The 26,670-nt window shown below is 66.8% G+C and carries 25 protein-coding genes; 11 read left to right on the top strand and 14 right to left on the bottom strand.

All coding sequences use genetic code 11. The features are described 5' to 3' along the window. The 3 genes from IGS74_RS09260 to IGS74_RS09250 are packed head-to-tail and all read left to right on the top strand — an operon-like array spanning window position 1 to window position 3,826. Complete coding sequence (locus IGS74_RS09260; RefSeq protein ID WP_192391163.1) at window positions 1–1,893, top strand: DUF3483 domain-containing protein; 1,893 nt, start codon at window positions 1–3, stop codon at window positions 1,891–1,893. Window positions 1,894–1,916: 23 nt separating this feature from the next. After that, window positions 1,917–3,062: an electron transfer flavoprotein subunit alpha/FixB family protein gene (locus tag IGS74_RS09255; protein ID WP_348641892.1), complete on the top strand. Its 1,146-nt coding sequence runs from the start codon at window positions 1,917–1,919 to the stop codon at window positions 3,060–3,062. Further along, window positions 3,059–3,826 (top strand): electron transfer flavoprotein subunit beta, encoded by a 768-nt coding sequence (locus IGS74_RS09250; RefSeq protein ID WP_192391161.1) that lies wholly within the window; start codon window positions 3,059–3,061, stop codon window positions 3,824–3,826. Before IGS74_RS09255 ends, IGS74_RS09250 begins: the two co-directional genes overlap by 4 nt. A gap of 14 nt (window positions 3,827–3,840) precedes the next feature. Here the strand turns inward: IGS74_RS09250 and IGS74_RS09245 are convergent, their stop codons facing one another. From IGS74_RS09245 to betB, 5 genes are all read right to left on the bottom strand, one after another. Then, window positions 3,841–4,611, bottom strand: a complete 771-nt coding sequence (locus IGS74_RS09245) for an alpha/beta hydrolase (protein WP_192391661.1) — start codon at window positions 4,609–4,611, stop codon at window positions 3,841–3,843. 118 nt (window positions 4,612–4,729) lie between these two features. Next, window positions 4,730–4,960 (bottom strand): DUF3072 domain-containing protein, encoded by a 231-nt coding sequence (locus tag IGS74_RS09240; RefSeq protein ID WP_039189602.1) that lies wholly within the window; start codon window positions 4,958–4,960, stop codon window positions 4,730–4,732. Window positions 4,961–5,042: 82 nt separating this feature from the next. Further along, window positions 5,043–5,822 (bottom strand): hypothetical protein, encoded by a 780-nt coding sequence (locus tag IGS74_RS09235; RefSeq protein WP_192391160.1) that lies wholly within the window; start codon window positions 5,820–5,822, stop codon window positions 5,043–5,045. A 158-nt stretch (window positions 5,823–5,980) separates the two neighbouring features. Beyond that, the gene (betA, locus tag IGS74_RS09230) at window positions 5,981–7,642 is read right to left on the bottom strand and encodes a choline dehydrogenase (RefSeq protein ID WP_192391159.1); all 1,662 of its coding nucleotides are present in this window, start codon (window positions 7,640–7,642) and stop codon (window positions 5,981–5,983) included. A gap of 10 nt (window positions 7,643–7,652) precedes the next feature. Beyond that, window positions 7,653–9,761, bottom strand: a complete 2,109-nt coding sequence (gene betB / locus IGS74_RS09225) for a betaine-aldehyde dehydrogenase (RefSeq protein WP_192391158.1) — start codon at window positions 9,759–9,761, stop codon at window positions 7,653–7,655. 252 nt (window positions 9,762–10,013) lie between these two features. Here betB and IGS74_RS09220 point away from each other — a divergent pair, with 252 nt between their 5' ends. Then, a complete protein-coding gene (locus tag IGS74_RS09220) occupies window positions 10,014–10,970 on the top strand; it encodes a choline ABC transporter substrate-binding protein (protein WP_192391157.1) in 957 nt (318 codons plus the stop codon). Here IGS74_RS09220 and IGS74_RS09215 read toward each other — a convergent pair whose 3' ends face one another. From IGS74_RS09215 to coxB, 3 genes are read right to left on the bottom strand one after another with little or no spacing between them, the layout of a single operon-like run. Further along, window positions 10,971–11,318, bottom strand: coding sequence for a hypothetical protein (locus IGS74_RS09215; protein WP_192391156.1), 348 nt, complete (start codon window positions 11,316–11,318; stop codon window positions 10,971–10,973). After that, window positions 11,315–13,867: a cytochrome c oxidase subunit I gene (gene ctaD, locus IGS74_RS09210; RefSeq protein ID WP_192391155.1), complete on the bottom strand. Its 2,553-nt coding sequence runs from the start codon at window positions 13,865–13,867 to the stop codon at window positions 11,315–11,317. Before ctaD ends, IGS74_RS09215 begins: the two co-directional genes overlap by 4 nt. Then, complete coding sequence (gene coxB, locus IGS74_RS09205) at window positions 13,864–14,535, bottom strand: cytochrome c oxidase subunit II (RefSeq protein WP_192391154.1); 672 nt, start codon at window positions 14,533–14,535, stop codon at window positions 13,864–13,866. The genes ctaD and coxB overlap by 4 nt, the downstream gene beginning before the upstream one ends. Window positions 14,536–14,577: 42 nt before the next feature. Here coxB and IGS74_RS09200 point away from each other — a divergent pair, with 42 nt between their 5' ends. Then, window positions 14,578–15,078 (top strand): DUF2231 domain-containing protein, encoded by a 501-nt coding sequence (locus IGS74_RS09200; RefSeq protein WP_039189572.1) that lies wholly within the window; start codon window positions 14,578–14,580, stop codon window positions 15,076–15,078. Here the strand turns inward: IGS74_RS09200 and IGS74_RS09195 are convergent. Both IGS74_RS09195 and IGS74_RS09190 read right to left on the bottom strand, forming a co-directional pair. Next, window positions 15,042–15,563, bottom strand: a complete 522-nt coding sequence (locus IGS74_RS09195) for a hypothetical protein (RefSeq protein WP_192391153.1) — start codon at window positions 15,561–15,563, stop codon at window positions 15,042–15,044. The genes IGS74_RS09200 and IGS74_RS09195 overlap by 37 nt on opposite strands. Beyond that, a complete protein-coding gene (locus tag IGS74_RS09190; RefSeq protein ID WP_039189567.1) occupies window positions 15,560–16,312 on the bottom strand; it encodes a cytochrome c oxidase assembly protein in 753 nt (250 codons plus the stop codon). The genes IGS74_RS09195 and IGS74_RS09190 overlap by 4 nt, the downstream gene beginning before the upstream one ends. Before the next feature lie 252 nt (window positions 16,313–16,564). Between IGS74_RS09190 and exbB the strand changes: the two genes are divergently transcribed. The 3 genes from exbB to IGS74_RS09175 are packed head-to-tail and all read left to right on the top strand — an operon-like array spanning window position 16,565 to window position 19,034. Then, window positions 16,565–17,614, top strand: coding sequence for a tonB-system energizer ExbB (gene exbB, locus IGS74_RS09185; RefSeq protein ID WP_192391152.1), 1,050 nt, complete (start codon window positions 16,565–16,567; stop codon window positions 17,612–17,614). A gap of 5 nt (window positions 17,615–17,619) precedes the next feature. Then, entirely contained in the window at window positions 17,620–18,075 is a 456-nt protein-coding gene (exbD, locus tag IGS74_RS09180) for a TonB system transport protein ExbD (RefSeq protein ID WP_192391151.1), read from the top strand. Then, complete coding sequence (locus IGS74_RS09175) at window positions 18,072–19,034, top strand: energy transducer TonB (RefSeq protein WP_052194607.1); 963 nt, start codon at window positions 18,072–18,074, stop codon at window positions 19,032–19,034. Before exbD ends, IGS74_RS09175 begins: the two co-directional genes overlap by 4 nt. Window positions 19,035–19,093: 59 nt before the next feature. On the opposite strand, the gene IGS74_RS09170 is transcribed toward IGS74_RS09175, so the two are convergent. The 3 genes from IGS74_RS09170 to IGS74_RS09160 form a co-directional block, all read right to left on the bottom strand. Beyond that, a complete protein-coding gene (locus tag IGS74_RS09170) occupies window positions 19,094–20,032 on the bottom strand; it encodes a ring-cleaving dioxygenase (protein WP_192391150.1) in 939 nt (312 codons plus the stop codon). A 117-nt stretch (window positions 20,033–20,149) separates the two neighbouring features. Next, entirely contained in the window at window positions 20,150–20,917 is a 768-nt protein-coding gene (locus IGS74_RS09165) for an enoyl-CoA hydratase-related protein (RefSeq protein WP_192391149.1), read from the bottom strand. A 20-nt stretch (window positions 20,918–20,937) separates the two neighbouring features. Continuing rightward, window positions 20,938–22,035: an enoyl-CoA hydratase/isomerase family protein gene (locus IGS74_RS09160; RefSeq protein ID WP_192391148.1), complete on the bottom strand. Its 1,098-nt coding sequence runs from the start codon at window positions 22,033–22,035 to the stop codon at window positions 20,938–20,940. A 239-nt stretch (window positions 22,036–22,274) separates the two neighbouring features. Between IGS74_RS09160 and IGS74_RS09155 the strand changes: the two genes are divergently transcribed. The 3 genes from IGS74_RS09155 to IGS74_RS09145 all read left to right on the top strand — a co-directional run bounded on the left by IGS74_RS09155 (window position 22,275) and on the right by IGS74_RS09145 (window position 25,173). Continuing rightward, on the top strand, window positions 22,275–23,507 hold the full coding sequence (locus IGS74_RS09155) for a lytic murein transglycosylase (protein WP_192391147.1): 1,233 nt from the start codon (window positions 22,275–22,277) through the stop codon (window positions 23,505–23,507). 3 nt (window positions 23,508–23,510) lie between these two features. Further along, window positions 23,511–24,695: an SGNH family hydrolase gene (locus tag IGS74_RS09150; RefSeq protein WP_192391146.1), complete on the top strand. Its 1,185-nt coding sequence runs from the start codon at window positions 23,511–23,513 to the stop codon at window positions 24,693–24,695. 103 nt (window positions 24,696–24,798) lie between these two features. Beyond that, on the top strand, window positions 24,799–25,173 hold the full coding sequence (locus tag IGS74_RS09145; protein ID WP_039190954.1) for a NirD/YgiW/YdeI family stress tolerance protein: 375 nt from the start codon (window positions 24,799–24,801) through the stop codon (window positions 25,171–25,173). Window positions 25,174–25,209: 36 nt separating this feature from the next. Here IGS74_RS09145 and IGS74_RS09140 read toward each other — a convergent pair whose 3' ends face one another. Continuing rightward, complete coding sequence (locus tag IGS74_RS09140) at window positions 25,210–26,664, bottom strand: glutamate synthase subunit beta (RefSeq protein ID WP_192391145.1); 1,455 nt, start codon at window positions 26,662–26,664, stop codon at window positions 25,210–25,212. Window positions 26,665–26,670: the final 6 nt, after the last annotated feature.

Raw genomic sequence — 26,670 nt, 5'->3', positions numbered from 1 at the left:
ATGACCTCCGCCCTCGGCATCGCCGTCATCGCCATGCTCATCGTCGCCGCGCTGCGGCTGGCGCCGCGCATCGCCATCTGGCGTCGGGGGGCTCCGGCCGGGGTGGCGTGGGCTTCCGGCCTTGCGGCGATGCCGCGCCGCTACCTGCACGACGTCCATGCCGTGGTTGCCCGCGACCCGTTCACCGCGCGGATGCACGCATTGGTGGCGGGTGGGTTGCTGGCCGGCTCCGCCCTCGCCCTTGTCGGCCTTGCGACGCCGCTGGGTGCGCTGCCGGAGTTTAGCTGGCTGACCGCCCTCGTCTTCGCCGCCATGCTGGCGGGCGCGGTGATGGTGGGCCTGCGGCGTCGTCCGCCCACACCGAAGCGCCTGTCCAAAGGGGCGTTCCAGCTTTTGCCTGTTCTGTTGCTGGCCTATGCGGCGGGTGGGACGATGGCGGCGCTGCCGCTGTCCCCGGCAGTCAACCTATTCGGTTTTGCGCTGGCGCTGGCCGGCGGGCTCGGCCTTGCCTACCAGACGGGCGCCGGCCCGATGCGGCATGCCGTTGCCGGTGCGCTGCACCTTGCCGCCCATCCAAGGCCGGGGCGTTTCGACGGCGGATTATCCACCGCCCTTCCGGTGCTGGATCTGGCCGATGACAGGCTCGGCATCGAAACGCCGGCCGATATGGCGTGGAACCGGCTCCTGTCCTTCGATGCCTGCATACAGTGCGGCCGGTGCGAAACGGCCTGCCCGGCCTTCGCGGCGGGCCAGCCGCTGAATCCGAAGCGCTTCATTCAGGACCTGGCCGCCGCATCGACCCCGGGCGGCGACCCTGCCTATGCCGGCAGCCCCTACCCCAATGCGCGCCCCGTGGCCGGCATCAGCGGCATGCACGCGCCCATCGTCGGTGCGGAGGGCCTGGTCCATCCGGATACGCTGTGGTCCTGCACGACATGCCGCGCCTGCGTGGAGGAATGCCCGATGATGATCGAGCATGTCGACGCCATCGTGGGTCTGCGGCGCTTCCAGACGTTGGAACTCGGCGCCGTGCCGCCCAAGGCGGAGGAAACTCTGGCTCGCCTGCGCACCGCCGACGAAATCGGCGGCCGGCCGCTTTCGGCGCGCGGCGACTTTGCCGGGGGGCTGGCATTGCCTCTCATGGCCGAAAAGAAAGAGGCCCATATCCTGCTGTGGCTTGGCGAAGGCGCCTACGACCTGCGCTACCAGCGCACCCTGCGCGCGCTGGTGCGGCTGATGCACCGCGCCGGCGTCGATTTCGCCGTGCTCGGCACGGAAGAGCGCGACTGCGGCGATACGGCGCGTCGGCTGGGTGACGAGGCGACGTTCCAGCGACTGGCGCTTCTGAACGTCGAAACGCTGTCGCGCTATCGGTTCGGCCGCATCCTGACCGCCGATCCCCATGCGTTGCACGTGCTTCGCAACGAATACCCCGCCTTCGGCGGACATTACGAGGTCATCCACCACACCGCCTTCCTGGACGCGCTGGCCGAAAGTGGCGCCCTGTCCCTGTCCGACCTGTTGGGGCAGGCCGTCACCTACCACGACCCGTGCTATCTCGGCCGCTACAACGGGGAGGTGGAAGCGCCGCGCCGGCTGCTTTCCCGCCTTGGTATCGAACTGAAGGAAATGGGCCGGCACGGACGCCGCTCCATGTGCTGCGGCGGCGGCGGCGGTGCGCCGCTGGCGGATGTGGAGGGAGACCGCCGCATCCCCGATATCCGCATGGAGCAGGCGCGCGGTACGGGCGCGGCGGTGGTGGCCGTGGCCTGCCCGCAATGCACGGCCATGCTGGAAGGCGTCGTCGGCGACCGGCCCGATGTCCTCGACATAGCGGAGCTGGTGCTGCGCGCAGCGGAGCGCGCCGAAAACCGCATGCCGGTGCCCGCATGACCCGGCAGCGGAAAGATCCGAGATTGGAGCTTGCGCGGCTGCTGGTGCCGGGTACGGCGCGGCCGCGCTACGACCGGCGTGGCGGCGAAGCGGCCCCGCGACGACGGGTGGACCCGAGGGCCGGGATAATTGCCCAGATGGTTGCGGCCGGCCCACGGTTGCGGCTGGATCGTGGCCAGCGCGCAGGCCCGGTGACCGGCATGGCGCCAACGCAGGCCACCAGCCCCGGCACCGATCGCGTGGTGAGCGTCGAAGACCCCGCATTCTGGGTTCTCGTTTTCGCCGATCCCGGGGATGGACGGCTGTCGCCCGTCGACCGGCAGGTGCTCGGCGCGGCGCGGCAACTGGCCGGCACCGGGGGCGGCGTCGTCCTGGCGGCGGAAGGGCCGCCCGCTGACGCTGGAAGTGCGGGCGCGGACAGGGTGATCGCGCTGCCAAAAGCAGCCCATCCGGAAGACAGGGCGCAGCTTGCGCTCGCCCTCATCGAGGCCCTCCGGCCCCGTCATGTGCTGGCGGCGGAAACCGGCGATGGCGGGGACCTTGCCCGCCGCATCGCCGTGGAGCGGGGGCAGGCGCTGTTTGCGGGCGTCGAGCAGATATCGGCGCGCGGCGTCGTCCGCGCCCTGCCCGGCCGGGGCCTCGACCAGGTGGCCGAAGCCACGCCGGTCATGACGATCGCGCCAGAGATGATCCTGCCGCATGGCGCCGACCGCCGCGAGGCGCGGTCGATGGTCATCGGCGATCTTCCGGGGGGAAAGCGGATGGCAGAGGTGATCCGTCCGCAAGCGGGCTCGCTGCCGTTGGGCGAGGCCGGCTTCGTGGTTTCGGCCGGCAACGGAATCCATGATTTCGACCTGTTCCGAGAGGTTGCCGCCTTGCTGGGGGCGACGCCGGGCGCGAGCCGCGTCGTCTGCGATGCCGGCCTCATGCCACGCGCGGCGCAAGTGGGCGCCTCCGGCACCGTGCTGGCGGCGGATTGCTACCTGGCGCTCGGTATCGCCGGCGCACCCCAGCATCTCCAGGGCATCGCCGGTTGCGAGCATGTCGTGGCGGTCAATACCGACCTGCACGCAGCCATGATCGAGCGGGCCGGACTTGCCATCGTTGCCGATGCCCAGCCGGTAATGGAGGCGCTGAAGCGCCTGCTGGAAGCGGAGCGGCAGTCATGAAGGCACTGGTGCTGCTATCCGCCGGGCATAGCCCAACCACCGGCAACCCCGCTCCACCGATGGCAGAGCTTTGCGCCATACGACTTGCGTCCGATCTGGGTGCGGAAACGACCGGGCTTCATGCCGGCCCGCACGCCGATGCCGTGCGGCCGGCGCTTGGCCATGGCTTAAGTACAATCCGGCATCTGATGGTGCCGGCGCAGGCGGACGTCCTGCCCGTTCTTGCAGACATGATTTTACGCATCGGACCCGATCTCGTGCTGGCGGGCAACCGCGCCACGGGCAGCGGCGACACGGGCCTTCTGCCCTATCTTCTGGCCAAGGCGCTGGGCTGGCCGATCCTTTCGGATGCCGTGCGCCTTTCCCAGGCAGGCGACGGGGCGTTAACGGTGGAACAGGCATTGCCGAAGGGAATGCGGCGGCGCGTCCATCAAAGGTTTCCGATGGTCGTGACGGTGCACCCTTCGGCGCCGGCCGCCCTGCCCTATGCCTTCGGGCAGGCCCGGCGCGGGCGTATCGAAACGGTGGCTGCCTCACCTGTTCCGACCGAAGTCGAAGACGATCTGGGGATGCGGCCGCACCGGCCCCGCGCCCGCATCATGCGCGGCGCGGTCAGCGGCGGCAGTGCGGCCGACCGGCTCAAGGCGGCGACAGCGTCCGCCGCCGGCGGCGGCGGAGACCTGTTAGTGGACCCCGATCCGGAAACCGCCGCACGCGCTATCCTGAGCCATCTTCGGCGCATCGGCGCACTGCCGCCGCCTTGAGGGGGCGCGCGCCCCTAGCGTAGAAACTCGATCAGATCGGCGTTCAGGCGGTCCGGAACCGTGGCGAACAGGCCATGCGGCTCGCCGTCATATTCGATGAGCCGCGCGCCCGAAATCGCGCCGGCCGCAGCCCGGCCCGTCAGGTCGATCGGCACCGTGTCGTCTCCCGTTCCGTGGATCACCAGTGTCGGCACCGTGAAGGAGGCGAAGTCGGGGCGGAAATCCGTCCGGCTGAACGCGTCGACGCAATCGATCGTCGCCTTCGGGCTTGCCATGACACCCAGCACGAAGGACCAGTCCAGAATGCCCTGGCTGACCGGCCGGCTGACCAGCCCGACGCCGTAGAACTGCTTGGCGAAGCTTTGCAGGAAGGCGAACCTGTCCTTGCGGATCTGGCTTTTCATGTCTTCGAAGACGCTGGCATCGACGCCATCGGGGTTGGTGTCGTCCTTCAGGAGATAACCTGCCACCGAGGCGATCAACACCACCTTGCCGACCCTCGATGCGCCACGGCGGCTGAGATATCGTGCAATCTCGCCGCCGCCCATGGAAAAGCCGACCAACGATACGTCGTTGAGGTCCAGACCCTCCAGAACCGCCGCCAGGTCGTCCGCAAACGTATTGTAGTCGTAGCCCGTGGACGGGTGGCCGGATTGGCCGAAGCCGCGGCGATCATAGGTGATCACCCGAAAACCCGCTTCCAGCAGGGCAAGCGACTGGTATTCAAACATGTCGCCCGTCAACGGCCAGCCGTGGATCAAAACCACGGGCCGGCCCTGCCCCATGTCCTTCACATGCAGGTTCGTGCCGCTTTTGCCTCTATGAATGCCATGAAAGAACTCCTCGTTGAGTGACAACAACTGTCAATGGAGGATGACGTTCCTTGGTGGATCCGTCCTGAGATCAGGAGTCCAGCTTGAGCTGTTGGCGAAGCGCGTCGATGCGCTTGGATGCCTCGGCCTTGTTGATGTCGGCATCGAATTGATCCGGCGCATGCGCCTGCTCGGACAGCGTCTTGAGATAGGACGCCTGGGCGTCCGTCATCGGATCGTCGCCGGTCGTCCAGTCGGACGGGTCTTTTTCAAGGTTGGAATTCGGGCCGGGCTCGACCTTGGGATTGTCGTTGGCAGACATCGGGAAACTCCTTTGTTGTTCCCCTAATGTTCACCTGCGAATTCCGTTCCCCGTGCTGACGGTAGACAACCCCTCGCGACATTCAGTCGGCTGCGACATCCGCCAGAAATTGCGCGCGTACGGCCTTGACGCCTTCGCTGTCGTCCTCGTTCATCGTCTTCATCATCATGATCATCGCCGGACACAAATCCGGTGAATCCGGTTGCGGACTTGTCAGGGCGCCAAGCTGGGCTGCGGTCGCGCCGCGCGCAAGCATCAGGGCGATGATTTGCCTGAAATCGTCGTCGGTCGGATCGCGACGATGGGTCGGCACGCGCTTCGCACCTGCGATGGCACGGAAGAGCGAAAGCGCTTGATCGTTAAAACTATCCATGATCGGCCCCTTCTGCACCCATGCGGCAAGCGCCGATGGCCCCGCGGTTGCGAAGGCCGAGCATTTGTCCGGGTCGGCGCCCAACACGGCCTGGTATGTGCGGATTTGCGTATCGAGAAGGGCGGCCTGGTCCGCATCGCTGGCCAGCCTGACCATCGGAGCATATTTGTGCCGCATCTGCTGCGTTACGGATGCCGACTGCTGCATAAGCTCGTCGATGGTCGCGCCGGATGCTATCAGCTCGGTCATCTGCTGCATCATCGACGCGTAATCCTGAGGAAACTCCGTCTCCAGCAGATCGATGAATTCCGGGCTCTGATCCTTCAGGAACTGGCCGGCAATTTCAGGCGTCAGCAGCTGCCATTGCAGAAATCCGCCGATGTGGCCGCTGCCGACGACCGTTGCGCCCATGATTACCGGCATGATCGCAGCGTAGCGTACCGTCTTGAAGCCAAAGCGGGCCATTGCCGCAACGATCACGCTGGCCAAGCCCGCAACCATCGCGCCGAATACCATACCAAGACACCCGTTCGGCGCAATTAAAATATAATATATCATATAACATCCACATCTGTTGGATGTGGATTAACATGCCGAAGCGCGGGTCGTCATCGCCCGTTCGTTGCGGACGCAACTTTTTCTCGCGACTACCTCTGCGCAGTCTGCCAGTTTTCGGCCCGCTCGTAGTCCACTTCCATCCGTGGCAGCATGGGAACACCGCGGATATGGTCGGCGGCCTTTTCGGCCAGCATGATCGTCGGTGCGTTCAGATTGCCGGTCGTGATCGACGGCATGATGGACGAGTCAACGATGCGCAGCCCGTCCAGGCCGATCGCCCGTGTCGTTTCGTCCACCACCGCCATCGGGTCGTCGGCGCGGCCCATGCGGTTGCTGCAAGACGGATGATAGGCGCTTTCGACATGCTCGCGCACGAAAGCATCGATCTCGGCGTCGCTCTGCACATGCGCGCCGGGCGATATCTCGCGGCCGCGATAGGGGTCGAAGGCCGCCTGCGCGAAGATTTCCCGTGTCAGCCGCACACAGGCGCGCATCTCCACCCAGTCGTCCGGGTGGCTCATGTAGTTGAACCGGACCGATGGCTTGGCGGCAGGGTCGGCCGAGGCCAGCCGCACGGCCCCGCGCGATTTGGAGCGCATCGGCCCGACATGCGCCTGGAACCCGTGCTCGGACGCCAGGCCCTTGCCGTCATAGGTGACGGCCAGCGGCAGGAAGTGAAACTGGATGTCGGGATAATCGATCCCCGGCCGCGAGCGGATGAAACCGCAGCTTTCGAAATGGTTGGTCGCGCCCAGACCGTTCTTCATCAGCAGCCACTGCGCGCCGATACGCCCCTTGGCAACCAGCCCCTGCGCCGAATAGAGCGTGATCGGCTCCTTCGAGGCGATCTGGAAGTAGAATTCCAGGTGATCCTGCAGGTTTTCGCCGACACCCGGCCTGTCGGCCACAACCTCGATGCCGTGGCTGGCAAGCTCGGCCGCCGGGCCAACGCCCGACAGTTTCAACAGCTTGGGTGAGTTGATCGAACCGGCCGACAGGATCACCTCCCGGTCGGCTTTCGCCACATGGCTGGTGCCGTCGCGCCGCCACGAGACCCCCACCGCGCGCCGCCCTTCGAAGAGGATACGCTCGACAAAGGCGTGCGTTTCGACCTTCAGGTTGGCGCGCGACATCGCCGGCTTCAGATAAGCGTTGGCGGTGGACCAGCGGCGGCCATTATGGACCGTCATATCCATGCGCCCGAACCCCTCGAAGCGCGCGCCATTGTAATCGTCCGTCACCGGATAGCCGGCCTGCCGCCCCGCCTCCACGAAAGCGGTGTAAAGCGGGTTGGTCATGCGGCCATAGCTGGTATGCAACGCTCCCTCGCCGCCGCGATAGGTGTCGCCGCCGTCCTCCCGCGCTTCCGCCCGGCGGAAATAGGGCAGGACGTCGGCATAGGACCAGCCGTCCGCGCCCTCGGCCTGCCAGCGGTCGAAATCCTGTGGGGCGCCGCGCACATAGACCATGCCGTTGATGGAGGAAGAGCCGCCCAGCACCTTGCCGCGCGGCAGGTTCATCCGCCGCCCGCCAAGGCCGGGCTCCGGTTCGCTTTCGTAGCCCCAATTGTACTTGTCCATGTTCATCGGGATGGACAGGGCGCTCGGCATCTGGATCAGCACCGAGCGGTCCGAACCGCCGAACTCCAGCAGCAGAACGCGCGTGGACGGATCCTCGCTCAGCCGCGCCGCCAGCACCGAGCCCGCCGAGCCCGCGCCGATGATGACGTAATCGAAATGTTCGACAGCCATGGGGAAGACCTCAATAAGGTGACTCGACCGAACCGAGATTGACGTAGACGCTCTTCACGCGGGTATGCGCATCCAGCGCAGCGCGCCCGTTTTCCCGGCCGAGGCCGGAGCGCTTGACGCCGCCGAAGGGCAGTTCGATGGGCGTGATATTGTAATGGTTGATCCAGGTCGTGCCGGCATCGAGCCGCGCGATGACACGGTGGGCGCGCGAGATGTCGCGCGAGAATACGCCTGCCGCCAGCCCGTAATCCGTGTCGTTGGCGCGCGCGACGACCTCGTCCTCCTCGCGGAACGGTAGCACCGCCATGACCGGTCCGAAAATCTCGTCCTGCACGATGCGCATGTCGTCGCGGCATGCGTCGAAGACGGTGGGCGCAACGAAGGCCCCCGCGGCCAGCGCACCCTCCGTTACGCGGCTGCCGCCGGCAATCGCACGGGCGCCCTCGCGCCGGCCGATATCGATGTAGGACAAGACCTTCTGCATGTGCTGGTGCGAGATCAGCGCGCCGATCTGCGTGGCCGGGTCCAGCGGATCGCCGACCACCAGCCGCTCCGTCCGCTCTTTCAGGCGCTTCAGGAATTCGGCGTGCACCCCCTCCTGCACGAAGACTCGCGTTCCGTTGGAACAGACCTCCCCGGCGGAATAGAAGTTGGCCAGCATGGCCGCCGATACCGCATCGTCCAGGCTGGCATCGTCGAAGATGACGAGCGGCGATTTGCCGCCGAGTTCCAGCGTGACCTGCTTCAACGTCGCGGCTGCATCGGCCATGACCTTCTTGCCGGTGCCGACCTCGCCGGTCAGCGAAATCTTGGCGATATCGGGATGGCGCGTCAAAAGACGCCCGGTCGAGCCGTCACCCTGCAGCACGTTGAAGACGCCGTGCGGCAGGCCGGCCTCGGTCAGGATCTCGGCAAGACGCACCGCCGTCGTCGGCGTCAGCTCTGCCGGTTTGAAGATCATCGCGTTGCCGGCCGCCAGCGCCGGCGCCGCCTTCCAGCAGGCGATCTGCATCGGATAGTTCCACGCGCCGATACCGGCCACGATACCCAGAGGCTCGCGCCGCGTGTAGCCAAAGGCCGTGGGCCCAAGATCGACATGCTCGCCCGCGAGGCCGGCGGCCAGCCCGGCGAAATACTCCAGGCAGTCCGCGCCGGAGGCAATGTCCACGGCGCGCGTTTCCTGCACCGGCTTGCCGGTATCCAGTGTCTCCAGCTCGGCCAGTTCGTCATTGCGCTCGCGCAGCAGGGCAACGGCGCGGTTGAGCACGCGGCCACGCTCCGCCCCCGTCATGGCGCCCCAGACCGCCTGGCCCTTGCGGGCGGCGGATACGGCGGCATCCACCTCGTCCGCGCCGGCGATGGCCACCTCGGCGATGGCCTCGCCGGTTGCCGGATTGACGTTCGCGAAGCTGCGCCCGCGCGTGGCGCGCACGGAGCGCCCTGCGATATGGCTGGATACCAGCGGCAGGCTTTCGCCGATATGCGGCCGTGCCAGTTCCGGCTGCGGAGCCGCCGGACGCGCCGCCGCGATCTCGCGGTCGACGAAGTCGCTGGCCATGCGGCGCGCCGCCTCGCTATCGGTCTCCACCGTCTGCGACAGGGTGGAGCGTAGCCACAGGCCGTCGATGACCGCCGCGATGGACAGCGCCACGCGCTCGGCATCCTCGCCCGACACGAGCTGGCGCAAATCATGCCGGAGATTGGACAGCATCCGCTGCTGATAGATGCGCTGCACCCGGCGCAGCTTGGCCGAATGCAGGACCTGGCCCCAGAAGGCCAGCCACACGCTGCCGGTACGCTGGTCGAACTCTTCCGGCGCAAGATTGGCGTCGATGACCGCCTGGATACGCTCCCGTGGGGAGCCGGCATCGCGCAGGCGGATGAGAACGGCATCGGACACGCGGTTGGCCAGATGGCGCAACGTCGCCTCGAGCAGGCCGTCCTTGTCGCCGAAATAGTGAGAGACAAGGCTGGGGGCAAAACCTGCCCGGCCCGCGATCTCCGACAGGCTTGCAGCGGCAAACCCTACCGCCGCAAGCGCGTCGACCGTGGCCTCGATCAACTGGCGACGGCGCTCTTCCTCGACGCCGGAGCGCGCTGCGTTCAATGCTCTGCTCATGACAACTCCTTGCTGCCGGCAAGGATAGCAGGCGTTGAACGATCATTCAACAAAACTTGCCCACAGCTACTAAGCCGCGGTTATGTCCGTCATTTCGCTGCCTTTGGCCCGCTGAGTCCCCTGAACGGCCGTTCAGGAGGTTGACAGATGGCAAGATCGTGACAGACTTGCCGCAACAATGAATGCACCCTGCCGGCGGATCGGACATAAGGGTCGACACGTCGTCATACCAAGTGATCTGAAGGAGATACAATGGATTTCGGAACGCGTCGTCGCACCCCTGCCCTTCTGGCCGCCCTGGCCCTCGCCGCCCTTCCGGCGGCGGCGCTGGCTGCCGAGCCGGAGTCCTGCCGAACGGTGCGCCTGGCCGATGTCGGCTGGACCGACATCACCGCCACGACGGCCACCGCCTCGGTCGTGCTGGAGGGGCTTGGCTACCAGCCGCAGACGAGCATCCTGGCCCTGCCCGTCACTTTCACGTCGCTCGCCAACGGCAATATCGATGTGTTCCTGGGCAACTGGATGCCCACCATGGAAGCCGATATCGGCCCCTATCGCGACAAGGGCGAGATCGAGGTGCTGCGCACCAACCTCGAAGGCGCGAAATATACGCTGGCCGTACCGCGCTATCTGTACGACGCCGGCCTCAAGAGTTTCGCCGATATCGCCAAGTTCCGCGAACAGCTCAATAATCGCATTTACGGCATCGAGCCTGGAAACGACGGCAACCGGCTGATCCTCGAAATGATCGAGAAGGACACGTTCGGGCTTTCGGGCTTCGAGCTTGTGGAATCCTCCGAGCAGGGCATGCTGTCGCAGGTATCGCGCCAGACGCGGGGCGAACAGCCGATCGTCTTCCTTGGCTGGGAGCCGCACCCGATGAACTCGAATTTCGAGCTCGCCTATCTGGAGGGCGGCGACGACGTCTTCGGCCCCAATTTCGGTGGCGCGACCGTGGATACCAACACCCGCAAGGGCCTTGTGGAAGCCTGCCCGAACCTTGGCCAGTTCCTCAAGAACCTGGAGTTCACGCTGCCGCTCGAAAACGAGATCATGGGCTCCATCCTGGACGACAACAAGGAGCCCGAGCAGGCGGCACGCGAATGGCTGGCCGCCCATCCCGATACGCTCGGCCCGTGGCTGGAAGGCGTGACGACCTTCTCCGGCGAGCCGGCGCTGGAAGCCGTCAAGGCCAAGCTTGGCTCGTAGTCAGCGGCAGGTCGACAGAAATGTGACCATGCCGAAATTCCAGACGGTGGTGGCAAGCGCCAGCGCCGTCAGGACCGCACCGACCATCAGGAGGGTCGATGCGGTCCGGGCCGCCCAGAGGCGATATTGCAAAAGCAGCATTGCCGCCAGTGGCACCAGCGACGCCAGCCAGGTGCCAACCAGAACCGCCCGTTGCAGCGAGGTGCCCGCAAAGGGCCTCATGTCCCAGCCATAGGCGCAGCCGACGGACAACAGCGCATAGAGCGCCACGAAGACCACCGCCCACCAGGCGAAACCGCCGGTCAGCATCCAGAAGACAGCGCGGGAATTGCGTTCCGGCCCGGTCATGGCAGCGGCACCCTTTCCACCAGCATCGGGATGACGGCGATCAGCACGCTCGACAGGATCGCGATCAACAGGGTGAAATCCTGCCACAGCCTGGCGATGGTGATCGGCGCCGCGCGTGATGCAGACACCAGGCCCGAGCGCGCCCGGAAGAAGGCGACGGCGCAGAGCAGCGCCCCGACGAAAGCCTGCATCAGCCCATAGCAGACCAGTGCCAGATTGGTGGCCGCATAGGCATGCACGAACGGATCGGGCAGATGATAGCGGATCAGCGCCACCAGGATGGCGATCATCGCAAGATTGCTTCCGAAGCCGACGGCCAGCCATAGCTGACGCGTATCGCGCTTCGCCCGGTTTGCCGCTGCGGCCATGCGCACTGCCACCATGGCCGCGCCGGCCGACACGATGACGAAAGCGACGAGCCCGAACCCGCTGTGCATCAGTTGCGGTGGCGGCCAACCGGGCGCGACCAGCCACAGGAAAAGAGCGCCGAAGGCGAGCGAGGAAAACAGCGACAGATTTGCGATCAGCGTCGCGCCCATCGCCCAGACGCTGGGCGGGTCGGCGGTTTCGCCGGCCGTCGGCGCTGTTTCTCCGCGTCCGATGGGCAGCGGGCCGTAATCCACGCGGGCACCCTGCCCGCGCGTCCAGAGCAACAGGACGGCAATGGTTGCGGCGAAGGCCAGAGGGGTGACCCAGTAGAAGCCGAACAGCAGGGACAGGAAGATGGTCGACGTGACCAGCGCGCTCCACAGCGGCAGGAATGTGGGTCGCGGCAGGATGATGACGCTCTTGATCGCCCCGGTCACGGGGTGGATGCCCAGCGTTTCCTGCCAGCCGTTGCGGGCGAAACCGAGATATCCCTCGCCGCGTGCCAGTTCCGGCCCCAGTTGCGGTGTCAGCGGATCCCGGCTGTCCACATGCGGAAGCGATGCGAAGGCATAGGTAGGCGGCGGCACCGGCGTTGCCCATTCCAGCGTGGTCGCGCCCCATGGATTGCGCCGCGTGCGTCTGCCGAAGCCGACCTGCGTCACGACATCCACCAGAAACAGCGCAAAGCCCATCGTCATGATGAAGCCGCCGACCGAGGACAGGAAGTTCAAGAGCGTCCAGCCGACCGAGTCCGGATAGGTGTCGACGCGCCGGGGCATGCCCCGCAGGCCCGTCAGGTGCATCAGGAAGAAGGTCAGGTTGAATCCGATGAAGATCAGCCAGAACGCCGCCTTGCCGAGTCCGAAGGATGTGGTGCGTCCGGTTACGTGCGGCAGCCAGTAATATACCGCGGCGAGCATGGGGAACACGAACCCGCCCACCAGAACGTAGTGCAGGTGCGCTACCACGAAATGGCTGTCGTGCACCTGCCAGTCGAAGGGCACCACCGCCACCATGACGCCCGTGAGGCCGCCGCAGACGAACACGAAGAAGAAGCCGGACAGATGCAGCATCGGAAGGGAGAATTGCGGCCTGCCCGACAATAGCGTCGCAAGCCAGGCGAATATCTGCACCGCCGTCGGCACCGCCACCAGCGCGCTCGCCGCCGAAAAGAAGGCCAGCGCCAGATGCGGGATACCCACGGTGAACATGTGGTGGACCCAGAGGCCGAACGACAGGAAGCCCACGGCCACCACGGCGACGACGATCCAGCTATAGCCCACCATCGGCCGGCGGGCGAGCGCCGGCAGCATGGTCGATATCGCGCCGGCTGCCGGCAGGAAGATTATGTAGACCTCCGGATGGCCAAACAGCCAGAACAGATGCTGCCACAGGAGGGAGTCGCCGCCACGCGTCGGGTCGAAGAACGGAATGTCGAAGGCGCGCTCCACTTCCAGCATGATCGAGCCGAGGATCAGCGGCGGAAAGCCGACCAGCATCATGCCGGCGGTGACGAGCAGATACCAGCCGAGCAGCGGCATCTTCACCAGCGACATGCCCGGTGCACGCATGGTGAGGATGCTGACGGTGATTTCCACCGCGGCGGCGACGGCCGAAATCTCGACGAAGGTGATGCCAAGCAGCCAGACATCGGCGTTGATGCCGGGCGAGTAGACGCCGGACGACAGCGGCGTATACATGAACCAGCCCGTATCGGGGGCAACGCCCGCCAGCATCGCCACGATCAGGATGGAGCCGCCGAACACGTAGCACCAGAAGCCATAGGCGCCGAGGCGCGGAAAGGCGAGATCCCGCGCACCGAGGATCTTGGGCAGCATGTAGATGGCGAAGCCCTCGAACATCGGTATGGCGAACAGGAACATCATCACCGTGCCGTGCATGGTGAAGATCTGCCCGTAGATCTCCGGCCCGACGAATGCGCTTCCGGGCGTAGCAAGCTGCGCGCGGATGATCATCGACAGGACGCCGCCGATACCGAAGAAGATAAACGCCGCCACCATGAAGCGTCGGCCGATGATGGTGTGGTTGACGGCAGCCAGGCGGCCCCAGCCATGCTGCGTCCGCCAGATGGCATGCAGCGCCTTGTGAAGCTGGATGGGGCTGCCGGCAACCGGCGCCTGCGCCGCGGCCCGCACGATGTCTTCCCGTTCGGCGCTCATCGGGCGGCCTCCCCCGCGAAGGCGGCGAAATCTTCGGGCGCCAGGGCCTCGATGGTGAATGTCATTCCGGCGTGTCCGACCCCGCAATATTCGGCGCAGACGCCGCTGAAACGGCCCGGCCTGTCCGCCTCGATGCGCAATATGTTGCGGTGGCCCGGGATCGCGTCGAGCTTGCCCGCCAGCCGCGGCACCCAGAAGCTGTGGATGACGTCTTCCGATACGATTTCGACATCCACCGGCCGCCCGGCCGGGATGCTTGCAAGGTCGATCGTCTCGGCAAGGTCCGGTCGGTCGGGATAGCTGAAGCGCCACTGCCAGCGCTCGCCCCGTGCCTCGACGCGCCAGACGTCCGGCGCGGGATGCGCCAGAAGGCGCTCGCCGGCGATCAGCGCGTAGATCATCAGCGCCGTCAGCACCGTCATCGGCATTACGAGGCCGCCCCACAAAATGAAACGCGTGTGACCGGCCCGCGCCCAGGCGGCGCCCGTGCCCCGGAACGCATAGGCGAAAAGACCGAGCACCAGCGCCATCAACACCGTCGCCCCGGCCAGCATGACCCACCAGATGGTTGCGATGGTACCGGCTGCCGGGCCGGCGGGATCGAGCGTCGACAAAGGTCCGGCGCATCCGGCCAGCATCATCGGTGCGGCAAGGCTCCCCAAGCGCATGGCGCGGCCTATGTTCAGGCCATCAGACGAAGGAGCCCGCATATGTCCGACGAAGCCAGAGCCGAAAACCCGGTCATTGCGGATGTCAAGAAGCACGATCTGCAATCCGCCATCGCGGTGGCGGGCCACCCTTTGCATGCGATGAGCGTTCATTTCCCCATTGCCCTGGTGATCGGCACGCTGGTCCTCGATCTGCTCTACTGGTTCTTCGCCGATCCGTTCTTCCTGCGGGCCGGCACATGGGCGGCCGGAGCCGCCTTCCTGACGGGCGTCGGCGCCGGCATCGTCGGGACGGCGGAACTGATCCTGGTGAAGGGCATCCGCATCCGCGCGGCAAGCTGGTCGCACGCCGTTGCGGCCATGACGCTGATTTCCATCGCCGGCACCAATTGGGGCCTGCGTCTCGTCAACCCGGATGCGGTCCTGCCGCTGGGCCTGTTCCTGTCGGTGGTCGGCGCGGCCGTCACGGGCGTTGCCGGATGGTACGGAGGCAAGCTGATCTTCGATCATGGCGTCGGCATCCTCATTTCCGACGACCACTGATCGAGGCCCAGCAGCTCGGCCAGGCCGCCCGGCCGCATCAGCCATTCCGGCAGCGACAGGGCGGCCAGCGAGGGTTTCCACAGCACGACCGTCAGGATGCCCGTCACGATCAGGACACCGATGGCCACGATGGCGATCATCTTCCAGGCCGGCATGTGATTGCCCTCCTTGAAGACCTCGATGACGGCGCTGCCGACGCGGATGTGCAGCTTGGCCAGCAGGCCCACCAGCACCAGCTTGATGGCGAACCACGCGGTGAACGTCTCCATGGCGAAGATGAGGGCCGTGCCGGTGCCGATGGCGATGAAGGCGGCCGGCGAGACGATGGACACGAAGACGAAGCGCGTCACCTTCTGAACGCGGAACAAAGGCTCCCCTGTCGCGCCGATCTCGCGCCGCGCCAGCATGAAGGGCGCGGCCATCAGCCCCGAACACCAGATCGACAGGGCGATGATATGCGCGACCTTGAGCCAGACGACCGTCACGGGCGGGCATCCGCTTCGTCGCGGCCGAGTGCCCGTGCGACGATGATCAACGCCGCCAGCAGGTAGGGCAAGGCGCCCGGGGCCCACATGATGAGCCCCGCCAGTTGCTGATCGGCCAGCGCCGTCATGCCGAAAGCCTCCGGCGGCAGGAAATGCGCGGCATACAGGGGGCGCGGCGCAAAGGTGATGAGGGCGCCGAGAAGCCCCATCTGCATCATCGCGGCCAGCATCATGAGGCCGGCTTCGAGGCCGGCATTGCGCGGCTCCAGCACGGCGGCCCAGAACAGGAACGCGCTGGCGATCAGGCTGAGTTGCATGAGCCAGTAGAGGCCGTCATCGGCCAGGGCAGCGGCGTAAGGCATCGGCGCATGCCAGAACCACAGAAGAAGCGCATGGAAGAGCAGCCAGAAGCCGGGATGGGACAGGCGCATGCGGCCGCGCAGCGGGTTGGCCAGCGCGAACAGCGGCGCGGCGACGGCCACCAGCAGGACGTGATGGGCCACCCGCGCCGAGAAAAGAGCTGCGCTGAGCGCGCAGAGCGGCGATACGAAAGCCACAACCAGCACCACCCAGCCGGCAGTGAACAAAGGCACGGACCCGGGACGTCCGCTGTACCGCCGCAGCCACAGGAACAGGACGGGCAACGCGGCGAGGCCGGCCAGGAGGGCCGGGTCCAGCGCCCAACGCGTCAGGAGTTCTGCCGGAACAGGCGGTGTGCCGCAGAACGGTACCGAAATCGTCGTCTCCATGCGGGCGTGTCCCTCGTGCTGCCTCTGCCTCTCCGAGAGGGACAACTAGAGCGGCGGCACGGTCCGTCGCCATGTAGACCTGGAACAAATCGATAAAAAAACGGTGGGGTTCTGGCGGTTAGATGGCCATTAAGCGCTATTTGAACGTGAGGATTAGTTGACTTTTCCATTCATGATTTCATAACACCGGCAACGAGGTTACCGGGGCTCTTGCGGCCCGACCACTCCAGACCCATCGAAGGATGCGGGATCATGATCGAACGAATCCGCGCAGGCGCTCTTGCCCTGTCCCTCACCCTGGCCGCAGGCACGGCATTCGCCCAGCAGGACGGTACTCCGACGCCGCCGGCTGCGCCGCAGGCTCCGGCATCCGTCGAGACCGCGCCCGCGCAGCCCGTACAGCCCACGCAGCCTGCGCAGCCCGTACAGCCCGTACAGCAGGCGCAGCCAGTACAGCAGGCGCAGCCAGTACAGCAGGCGCAGCCCGTACAGCAGACGCCGTCGTCCGCCGCACCTGCAACGACGGTTTCCCCGGCCCCGGCCACCGCTACTACTGCGACGCCGCTGGAGCCGGTGGCAGAGCAGAACCCCGCGCTGCCGCACGATCTGTCGCCCTGGGGCATGTTCATGGCGGCCGACTGGGTGGTGAAGGGCGTGATGATCGGCCTGGCCTTCGCCTCTCTCGTGACCTGGACCATCTGGCTGGCCAAGGCGTTGGAGCTTCGTCTGGCCATGCGCAAGGCAACACGCAGCGTGCGCCAGATCGAGGCCGCGCCCGAGCTTTCCAGCCTGGAGGCCGGCCGCTCGGGCGCGCTGCGGCGCGGCCCGGTTGCCGCCATCCTGCAGACGGCGCAGGACGAGCTTGCCCGCTCCGGCGGCCTGCCTGCCGACGGCGTCAAGGAACGCGTGGCCATCGCCGTCTCCCGGATCGAGGCCCGCGCCGGCCGCTCGATGACGAAGGGCACGGGTGTACTTGCCACGATCGGTGCAACGGCCCCGTTCGTCGGGCTGTTCGGCACCGTCTGGGGCATCATGAACTCGTTCATCGGCATCAGCCAGGCCAACACGACCAACCTTGCGGTCGTCGCCCCTGGTATCGCCGAGGCGCTTCTGGCCACGGCCATCGGCCTTGTGGCGGCGATCCCGGCCGTCATCATCTATAACAGCTTCGCGCGCTCCACCGCAGGCTACCGCGCGCTCCTGGCCGACGGGTCCGCCGCGGTCATGCAGCATCTGTCGCGGGGGCTGGACCGGCGCGACGCCGCCGGGACGCCCAACCGGTTCCACGCGGCGGCGGAGTAAGCTCCATGGGCGTGAACCTGAAGGAATCCGGCGGCGACGACATCGGCGAGATGGCCGAGATCAACGTGACGCCCTTCATCGACGTGATGCTGGTGCTGCTGATCATCTTCATGGTGGCCGCACCTCTGTCCACGGTCGACGTTCCCGTCGACCTGCCGGTATCCAACGCCCGTCCGGCGGACAGGCCGGATGAGCCGGTCTACCTGACCGTGCAGGACGATCTGCGGCTCATTCTGGGCGAGTCGGAACTGGAGAGAACCGATCTGCAGGCCCGGCTCGACGCGCGTACGGAAGGAAACCGCGAGCAGCGCATCTTCCTGCGCGCGGACGGGGCCGTGGCCTATGGCGACCTCATGGAAGTCATGAACGCGCTGCGCGCGGCGGGATACCTGAAAATCGCGCTTGTCGGGCTGGAAGATACCAACGCCGCGGCCGGCGCTGGAGAGCCCGCCCCGCAATGACCCGCAAAGGCCTCCACGCACGCTCACTCGAAAGCCATGGGCGTCTGTCGGCGCTGCGCTGGGGTGCCGCCGGCGCCGTCGTGCTTGCGCTCCATTCCTCGGCCGCTTGGTACGGCCTGGTCCGGCCGCCCGAAGCGGCCACGCCGCCCGGTGCTCCGGAAGCGGCCGTGCTGATCGATCTCGCACCGCCGGCGGCCTCGCAGGCATCGGCAGCCGTCGAAGGGGACGTCGAGGAACAGCCGAACGAAGCCGAGCCCCTGCCCGAGCCTCCGGAACCGACACCCCCCGAGCCGGTGGAAGAGCCGCAGCCCGAACCGGAACCTCAACCCGAACCGGAACCAGAGCCGGAACCCGAACCCGAACCAGAGCCGGAACCCGAGCCTGAGCCTGAGCCTGAGCCCGAACCCGAGCCGGAGCCGGTCGAGGAACCGGAAGTCGTTCCGCCGGAATTGCCGGAGATGGAAACCCAGTCGGACGCGATCCTGAACGCGCCCCGGCCGACGGCACGCCCAACGCCGCCCCCTCCGGTGCGGCAGGCACAACGGGAGCGTCCGCGCCAGGAAACACGCCGGGAAACGCGGCGCGAGCAGCCGCAACGTCAGCAGCCGCAGCGGCGGCCGGCCGCGTCGGAGGCGTCGGCTGCCTCGCAGGGCCAGCGCAACCGCGAGGCCAGCCAAGGCTCTCGCGCGTCATCGGTGTCGCCGGCACGGTGGCAATCCCAGGTCCAGGCACGGTTGAACCGCTTCAAGCGGACACCGCCGGGCGGCGGCCGCGGCACCGTATCCATCGCGTTCAGCATGGATGGCGGCGGCCGGTTGACGGGCGCGCGTGTTTCCCGCTCAGCGGGCAACCCGGTGCTCGACCAGGCCGCGTTGCAGCTTGTGCGCCGTGCCAGCCCCTATCCGGCGCCTCCGGGCGGCAACCCTGTATCCCTGACAGTGCCCATCCGCTTCGACTGACGGAAAAGGGCCCGCCGCCGTGTCCGGCGGCGGGCGTGCGCTTTCAATGTCTCAAGGGTTCAAAGCGGCTTCAGGCCGGCTTCGATCTCGGCCCGCCGGCCCTCCAGGAAGGGCGGCAGGGACAGGCTTTGCCCCAGGGTTTCCAACGGCTCGTCTGTCGCAAAGCCCGGCCCGTCCGTTGCGATCTCGAACAGGATTCCGTTCGGCTCGCGGAAGTAGAGGCTCTTGAAGTAGAACCTGTCCACCGGCCCGCTTTGCGGCAGGCGCAGATGCGCCAGACGCTGCGTCCATGCATCATAATCCCCGTCCGGAATGCGGAAGGCGACGTGATGCACGCTGCCGGCCCCCGGCCGCGCCGCGGGCAGGTTCGGCTCCACGGCGACGTGCAGCTCCGCTGCGGGACCGCCGTCGCCCATCTCGAAGACCAGCGTCTGCGCGCCGTCGATGCCCTCGTATTCGCGCGCCTTGCGCATGCCGAGAACCTCCTTGACCACCAGCTCCGTCCGGCTTGCATCCGGTACGCTCATGGTGATCGGCCCGAGGCCGCGGATCTGGAACTCGGCCGGCACGGTGGACGCATCCCATGGCGTGGACGGGCCCGCTCCGCCATCGTCGACAAGAGACAGCCTCTGGCCCTCAGGGTCTTCGAAGTCGATCGTCGACCGGCCGTCGCGCAGGACGATGCCGCCATTGGCGATGCCCTCTTGCGCAAGACGGGCGACCCAGTATTCCAGCGCCTTCCGCCCCGCGACGCGCAGGCCGGTGCGGTTGATGGAGTGGGTACCGCGCCGCTCCCGCTCGACCGGCCAGTCGAAGAAGGTGATGTCGGTGCCGGGGTTCGCCTCGCCATCGGCGTAGAAAAGGTGATAGGCGCTGACATCGTCCTGGTTGACCGTCTTCTTCACCAGGCGCAGGCCAAGGACCCGCGTGTAGAAATCATGGTTGCCGCTGGCATCCGCCGTCACGGCGGTCAGATGATGAATTCCGGTCAGTTGCATGGGTTTGCCTCCGTTGCTGGCGGCCGAAACCGCGCTGTCCTTGTTGGATGGCATATGGACCCGGCGACCGGACCCTAACATTGTTCATCGTCTCAACAGACTGTTCAATGCAACCGATCAATCGCGCCGGAACTGGGGGGCGCGTTTCTCGATATAGGCGGCCATGCCCTCTTTCTGGTCCTCCAGCGCGAACATCGCGTGGAACAGGCGGCGTTCGAAACGCAGCCCTTCCGAAAGCGACACCTCGTCGGCGCGGTGCACGGTCTCTTTCAGCATCATGGCTACCAGGCGCGACCGCTCGGCGATTTCGGTGGCCATCGCAACGGCCTCGGCCTCCAGGTCCGCTGCAGGGAAGACGCGGGCCACCAGCCCGATGCGTTCTGCCTCGGCGGCGTCCATCATGCGTCCGGTCAGGCACAGCTCCATCGCCTTGCAGCGGCCGACAAGCCGGGTCAGCCGCTGCGTGCCGCCCATGCCGGGCATCACCCCCAGGCGGATCTCCGGCTGGCCGAAGCGGGCCTTGTCGCCGGCGAGGATGATGTCGCACATCATGGCCAGTTCGCAGCCACCGCCCAGCGCATAGCCGTTTACGGCCGCTATGGTGGGGATGCGTATGGCGGTGAAACGGTCCCAGGTGGCAAACCAGTTTTCGCGGATCATGTCGCGGAAATCGGCTGCCTGCATTTCCTTGATGTCGGCCCCTGCGGCAAAAGCCTTGTCGGCTCCGGTCACGACGATGCAGCCGACCTCGGGGTCGCGGTCGAAGCCTTCGGCGGCGGCGGCGATCTCCTCGGCGGCGGCGCGGTTCAACGCGTTCAAGGCTTCGGGCCGGTCGAGGCGGATAATGGCCACGCGGCCCTGTGTCTCAGTCCTGATGGTTGCCATCTCGTTCTTTCCGTCTGCTTTCAATGCGCCGCGCGCAGGGCTGCCGGCAGTTCGACCGGACCGAGGCCGGGTGCGAAGTCCGGGTCCGCGACGCCGGGTACGGGGTCGAGGCCATCGGCTTCCAGCGCACCGTCCAGCCCCTCGGAAGCCCATTTCGGGTTCCGGTCCTTGTCGATGACGGCCGCCCTGACGCCCTCATGATAGTCGGCGGCGGCCAGGCAGCGGCACGCGGCATGGAATTCGTTGACCAGGCATTCCGGAAGATCCGTCGCGCGCTTTGCACGGCGCAACAGGTCCATCGTCGCCAGCAGGCTGCGCGGCGAGCGCCTGTTCAGGGTATCCAGGGTCCGCCGCGCGAATTCCGTGCTGCGATTGCCGAGCGCCTCGACGATGTCCGCAACGGCGTCGTGACCGAACATGCGCGCGATCGCGGCCTCCTCCTCGGCGAACAGGCCCGGCTCCGGCCGGGTGGCGAATTGCTGGATGGTCTCGTCGAGGCCGCCCTCGCCGTGGACGAGCGCCCGCCGCAAAGCGGGCAGGCTTTCGGCCGGCACATGGACATCGGCAAGCCCGGCATGGATCGTGTCCGCCGCGCCGAATGTATCGCCCGTCAGGGCTATGTAACGTCCCGTTTCCCCCGGCGAGCGTGCCAGAAGGAAGGTCGAGCCGACGTCCGGCACGAAGCCGATGCCGACTTCGGGCATGGCGAAGCGCGTCGCATCGGTGACGATGCGATGCCGGACATGGATGCCAAGCCCTGCGCCACCGCCCATGACGATGGCGTCCATCAGCGCCACGACCGGCTTTGCCGATCGCGCCAGGGCCAGCACCAACGCATATTCACGCCGCCAGAATTCCTCCGCCTGCCCGTCGCCGGCGCGCGCGCTGGCCGCCACGAACCGGATGTCGCCGCCCGCGCAGAATGCGCGCCCGCCGGCACCCTCGAGCAGGACCAGCTCCACCTCCATGTCGGTCTGGAAGGTGGCGAGCGCCCGCAGCGCGGCATCGACCATCTCGATGTTGAGCGCGTTCAAGGCGGCCGGGCGATTGAGCCTGATAACGCCGGCCCGACCCTCGACAAAGGCGAGAACGGGCGCTTCCGCGTCATGTCCGGTCATCGACATTCCTCCCTGTTTCGATCTCCGGAGCGTAAGCTTAGAGCCGGATGACCACGCTTTTTCAACAGTCGGAGGGAGCACCCTGGCCGGGCGTCGCGATTTTGCCGCATAAGCCCCACAGAAAAGTTACTTACGGTCAGAGAATGTGCGACTGAATTCATCTGTGGTAAAGGAAACCTTTACGACCTCGTCCTACCCTGGAGCCTCGCTGACGATCTGATCCCGACCGGAGGAGACCTATGCTGGGAATCGCACCATCGAGAAGAGGCTTCATCAAGACCGCGCTCTTGTCCATGACCCTTCTGGCCGGCACCGGCATGCCGGCTTATGCGGATGCCGGCTTTCAACGCTGGATCGCCAACTTCGAGAAGACGGCCACCTCCAACGGCATCAGCCGGCAGACCTATCGCGCGGTGTTCGCCGGCGTGACCGAGCCCGACCACGACGTGATCCGCTCGGCCCGCTTCCAGCCCGAGTTCCGCGACAATGCGTGGGACTACATGGACAATCGCGTCAACGAGGAGACCGTCGCCGACGGCCGTCGCCTGGCGCAGCAGCACAAGCGCCTTCTCGACGTGATCGAGCAGCGTTTCGGTGTCAGCCGCTACATCGTCCTTGCCATCTGGTCGATGGAATCCAGCTACGGCAAGGCGCTGGAAAAGCCCGGCTCGCTGAAGCACGTGCCGCAGGCGCTGGCTACCCTTGCCTATCTGGACGAGCGGCGGGCCGGCTTCGCGCGCCAGCAGCTGATCGGCGCGTTGAAGATCGTGCAGGCGGGCCATGTATCCCCGAAGGGGCTCACCGGCTCGTGGGCCGGGGCGATGGGGCATACCCAGTTCATCCCGACCAGCTACCTGGCCTATGCCGTCGACATGGACGGCGACGGGCACCCCAACATCTGGACATCCGTGCCCGATGCGCTCGGCACGGCGGCCAACCTTCTGTCCAAGAACGGCTGGCGCACCGGGCGCACCTGGGGATACGAGGTGGCGGCCCCGCGCGGCACGAACCTTGCCGGTCTGGAGCGCGCCAACAAGACGCTGGCCCAATGGCAGCAACTCGGCTTCCGCCGCGTCAACGGGCAGCCCTTCGCCGCGCCCTCCGACAATGCCAACCTTCTCATGCCGGGCGGCCCCAACGGCCCGATCTTCCTGATGACGCGCAATTTCTTCGTCATCAAGCGCTACAACAACGCCGACCGGTACGCCCTGGCGGTCGGCCATCTGGCGGATCGCATCGCCGGCGGCGGCGAGTTTGCCCGGAGCTGGCCGCGTGGCTATACGCCGCTCAGCGTCGCCGAGCGTTACGAACTGCAGCAGCGCCTGTCGCAGCACGGCTTCTACGATGGTGTGATCGACGGCAAGATCGGCTCCGGATCGCGGGGGGCCATCAGCGCCTATCAGCGCCAGCGTGGCGTGGCGGAAGACGGCAACGCGTCACGCGCGCTGCTGGACCTGTTGCGGAGGCACTGAGGCATGCGGCGCGCCAAGCCGGCCGGGCTGAAGACCGGGCTGTCCCTGGCGCTCGCCGCCGCCGTCCTCATAACCGGCGTGGCGCTGCCCGCGCCGGTGGCCGCACAGGAGCAACGCCCCCGCAACATACTGGAAATGCTGTTTGGCGCGCCGCGGCAGGCAGAGCCTCCAAGGACCATCCGCCGCCAGAAGGCCCCGCGCAAGCAGACGCGCCAGCGGCGGCCGGCCCAGCCGTCGCGCAGCCAGGCGAGCCGCCCGGTTGCGCCGGCGCCGGTCGCGGTTGCCAAGGCCGAGGATGCCCGTCGCATCCTCGTCGTCGGGGATTTCATGGCCGCCTCGCTGGCGCGCGGCCTTGCCGATGCCTTCGCCGACGATCCGAACGCCCTGGTGATCGGCAAGGCCAACGGCTCCTCCGGGCTGGTGCGTGACGACTTCTACAACTGGAACGAGCAACTTCCCCGGTTGATCGAGGGCGAAAAGCCCCAGCTCGTCGTCCTCATGCTGGGCGGCAACGACAGGCAGGCGATCAGAGGGCCGCAGGGCTCCATCCCCGTCCGCACGCAGGAGTGGACCGCCGAATACGAAAAACGGGCCGGAGCGCTGGCCGAGCAGGTCGCCGGGGCGGGCATCCCACTCGTCTGGATCGGCCAGCCGCCCTATCAGTCCGACAGGATGGCCGAGGACATGGTCTACCTGAACGGCATCTACCAGAAGGCCGCGACCGCGGCCGGCGGCGAGTTCGTCGATGTCTGGGGCGGCTTCACCGATGCCGCCGGCTCGTACATCTCGTCCGGGCCGGACGTCGAGGGGCAGCAACGCCGGCTGCGCAATTCCGACGGCATCACCATGACGCCCGCCGGCGCGGCGAAGCTCGCCTTCTTCGTGGAAAAGCCCGTTCAGCGCATTCTCGGCCTGACCGACCCGGCGCTGGCACCCGCAGCCGGCGATACGCCGGGCCTTCTCGAAGCGGCGCCGACGGTCGACCCGGCCAACGCCACGCGCGTTGCGCCCGTATCCTTCGGCGACCCGGCCTTCGATGGCGCCGACGATTTGCTGGCTGCACCGGCCCAGCGACCGGGCCCCAGCGAGACGCCTTCCCCGCGTGAGAGGCTGGTGCGCTCGGGCGTCACTTCCGAGCCGGGAGCCGGTCGTGCCGACAGCTTCGCCTGGCCGCGCGACGGTGGTTAGATTTCGACCAACCGTCCGCGCGGCCGTCGGTCTGGCTTGGTAGCGGAACCGGGGTTCGTCGGCACGCATTTGGCTTGGACGATCCACCCGCAGGGAACCGATGATGCTACGACAGACTCTTACGCCCGCCGCGATTGCACTGTTGCTGACGACGGGCGCAATGGCGCAGTTTACCGGCCCATCCGATGTCGCGCAGGCGCAGAGCCGCCAATATCCCCCGACCACGGTCCAGGACATCAAGGCCGACCCGAAGGACGAGATGAAGGCAACCCTGGAAGGGCGCATTCTGCGCAAGGTCGCGGATGAAGAGTATCTGTTCAGCGACGACACGGGGGAAATTCGCGTCGAGATCGACGATGACGACTTCCCGCGCCAGCCCGTGTCCGAGACGACGCGCGTAAGGCTGGAAGGTGAGGTCGACACCCACCGCTACAAGGAGGTGGACTTCGACGTCGACCGGATGACGATCCTCCCGTAACGGGCAGCGGGGTGGCCACCGCCCCCCCTTTCCGGGTCAGCGCGGCAGGGTGGTCATGCCCGTCAGTGCAAGATCGATCGCGCGTGCGGCCTGCCGCCCCTCGCGGATGGCCCACACGACCAGAGATTGTCCACGCCGGACGTCGCCCGCCGTATAGAGCTTCTCGACGGACGTAGCGTAGTCGGTATCGTTGGCTTTCACAGATACGTTGCCCCGACGATCCACCACGGTTTCGAGCCGCTCTCCCATCTCGGCCAGCAGCCCCTCCGGATCGGGCCCGGCGAAGCCGATGGCGATAAAGGCGAGGTCGGCGCGGATGACGAATTCCGTGCCCTCGACCGGACGCCGCTTCTCGTCCACCTGTGCGCAGCGGACGCCCGTCAGCTGGCCATCCTCGCCAACGAAGTCCAGCGTCGCAATCTGGAACTCGCGCACCGCACCTTCGGCCTGGCTGGACGAAACGCGCATCTTGGTGGCCCAGTAGGGCCAGGTCGCCAGCTTGTCTTCCTTTTGCGGCGGCATGGGCCGGATATCCAGCTGCGTCACCTTGACCGCGCCCTGCCGGAAGGCCGTGCCGACGCAATCGGAGGCGGTGTCGCCGCCGCCAACCACCACGACATGCTTGCCGGCGGCCCAGATTTCGGGCGCGTCCCACAAGTTGCTCGCGATGTTTTCGCCGCCGACGCGGCGGTTCTGCTGCACCAGATAGGGCATGGCGTCGTAGATGCCGTTGAGCCCGTTGGAGGGTATGCCGGCCTCGCGCGGGCGCTCGGCGCCGCCGCAGTACAGGACCGCGTCATAGGTGGCCAGAAGCTCTTCCAGCGGCTTGTCCCTGCCGATCCAGACGCCGCAATGGAAGGTGACGCCCTCGCCGCTCATCTGCTCGACACGCCGGTCGATCCAGTGCTTCTCCATCTTGAAATCGGGGATGCCGTAGCGCAGCAGGCCGCCCGGGCGGGACTCGCGCTCGTAGACGTCCACGGCGTGGCCCGCGCGGCCAAGCTGTTGCGCAGCCGCCAGCCCGGCCGGCCCGGACCCGATGATCGCAACGCGCTTTCCGCTTTGCGTCAGGGCCGGCTGAGGCTGGATCAGCCCCAGCTTGTAGGCCTTGTCGGCAAGGGCCTGCTCCACCGTCTTGATGGCGACGGGCATGTCCTCGAGGTTGAGCGTACAGGCCTCCTCGCAGGGAGCCGGGCAGATGCGCCCGGTGAACTCCGGAAAATTGTTGGTGGAGTGCAGGTTGCGGATCGCCGTTTCCCAGTCGCCCGAATAGACGAGATCGTTCCAGTCGGGGATCTGGTTGTGGATCGGGCAGCCGGTCGGCCCATGGCAGAACGGTATGCCGCAATCCATGCAGCGCGCCGCCTGCTTGCCCACCTCCTCGTCGGACATGGGCAGCGTAAACTCGCGGAAATGCCGGATGCGGTCCGACGCCGGCTGATACTTCGCCGTTTGCCGGTCGATTTCCAGAAAACCCGTAACCTTGCCCATGCCCTG

It is taken from the genome of Aureimonas sp. OT7 (genome assembly GCF_014844055.1).
Taxonomy (GTDB): domain Bacteria; phylum Pseudomonadota; class Alphaproteobacteria; order Rhizobiales; family Rhizobiaceae; genus Aureimonas; species Aureimonas altamirensis_A.
Note: the sequence above shows the minus strand (reverse complement) of the source record. Positions and strands in the feature narration are given on the sequence as shown.